1 protein-coding gene and 1 pseudogene are annotated in these 1,464 nt (G+C 66.4%); both read left to right on the top strand.

From position 1 onward, the window contains the following. Positions 1 to 355: pseudogene (locus ACSFA2_RS25395) on the top strand (methyl-accepting chemotaxis protein); the annotation flags it as partial. 119 nt (positions 356 to 474) lie between these two features. Then, the coding region (locus tag ACSFA2_RS25400; protein WP_435458107.1) for a methyl-accepting chemotaxis protein at positions 475 to 1,464 on the top strand (990 nt) is incomplete at its 3' end.

Consider the following 1,464-nt stretch of genomic DNA (forward strand, 5'->3'; position numbering starts at 1 on the left):
CGAGCAGACCCAAGGCATCGAGCAGATCAACCAGGCCATCACGCAGATGGACCAGGTGACGCAGCAGAACGCGGCGCTGGTGGAAGAGGCCGCGGCCGCCGCCGCCTCGCTGCAGGACCAGGCCGGCAGCCTGTCGCAGGTGGTGAGCGTCTTCACCCTGCAAGGCAGCAACGAGTCCGCACCGCGCGTGCTTCGCCGCGTGGCCCCGACCGCAGCGGCTTCCGCGCCGGTCGCACGCCGCGTCAGCGCCAGCAAGGCCCCGAAGTCGGCACTGCCGCCGAGCAGGCGCAAGGATGCGCAGCCCAAGCTGGCCATGGCCACCGCCAAAGGCGAGGGCGACTGGACCGAATTTTGATTCTGAGTGAAGAGCGAAAGCGGCGACCCGGTCGCCGACGGTGAGAGATCCCAACGGGCGAACGCAGGTTCGCCCACCGGCTTTGCGGGTGTTCTGGCCTGCATCAAAAAGGAAAAAAAATGCAATGGTTTCAACAGCTCCGGGTCACAGCCCGGCTCGTTCTGAGTTTTCTGGTCGTCGCGGCCATCGGCGCGGCAGTCAGTGCGTTCGGGGTCGTCCAGATGGGGCGCATCAACAGCGCCACAGAGCGGCTCTACAACGATGAACTGCGCGCCCTGCAGGGCACGCAGCAGGCCAATATTCATCTGCTCTACGCCAGCCGCGCCCAGACCGGGCTGCTGTCGGCATCCACGCGCGGTGAACGCAGCGCGGGCGCCAAGGACCTGACCTCGTCGCTGAGCGGCCTCGATGCGCGCCTGGACGAAGTGAAACCCTTCTTCCAGAAATCGCCGGAAGGCCAGGCGCTGCTGAAGGACTACGAAACGCTGGCACCGGCGCTCAAGAAGCGCCTGGTCGATTTCATCGCACTGATCAACAAGCAGCCGCTGGACATTTCGCAGTTCGACGGCCTGGTGGTCGATGAGAACACCAAGCTGCTGGCCGAGTCGCGCGGCCTCGAAGGCGTGCTCAACAAGATGGTCGCCTACTGCGACACCTTGGCCAAGAACAGCGCTGCACAGGCTGCGAGCACCTATGCGGGCTCGCGCCTCTGGATGGTCGGACTGGCCCTGGCCGGCATCCTGGTCAGCCTGGGGCTGGGCAGCCTGGTGGCCCGTCTGCTTGCGCGCCAACTCGGCGGCGAGCCGGCCTATGCGGCCGACATGGTCAGCCGCATCGCCGACGGCGACCTCACGACCTCCATCGACACGCGCCGCTCGGCCGCCGGCAGCCTGCTGCTGTCGATCCAGCAGATGCAGGGGCAGCTCGTCGAAGTGGTGGGGCGGATCAAGGTGTCAACCGACACGATTGCCACGGCGTCGAGCGAGATTGCCTCGGGCAACCAGGACCTGTCCTCGCGCACCGAAGAGCAGGCCAGCTCGCTGGAACAGACGGCCGCCTCGATGGAGGAACTCACCTCGACCGTCAAGCAGAACGCGGACAACGCGCGC

This window comes from Variovorax cryoconiti (assembly GCF_051216395.1).
Classification (GTDB): Bacteria; Pseudomonadota; Gammaproteobacteria; order Burkholderiales; family Burkholderiaceae_C; genus Variovorax.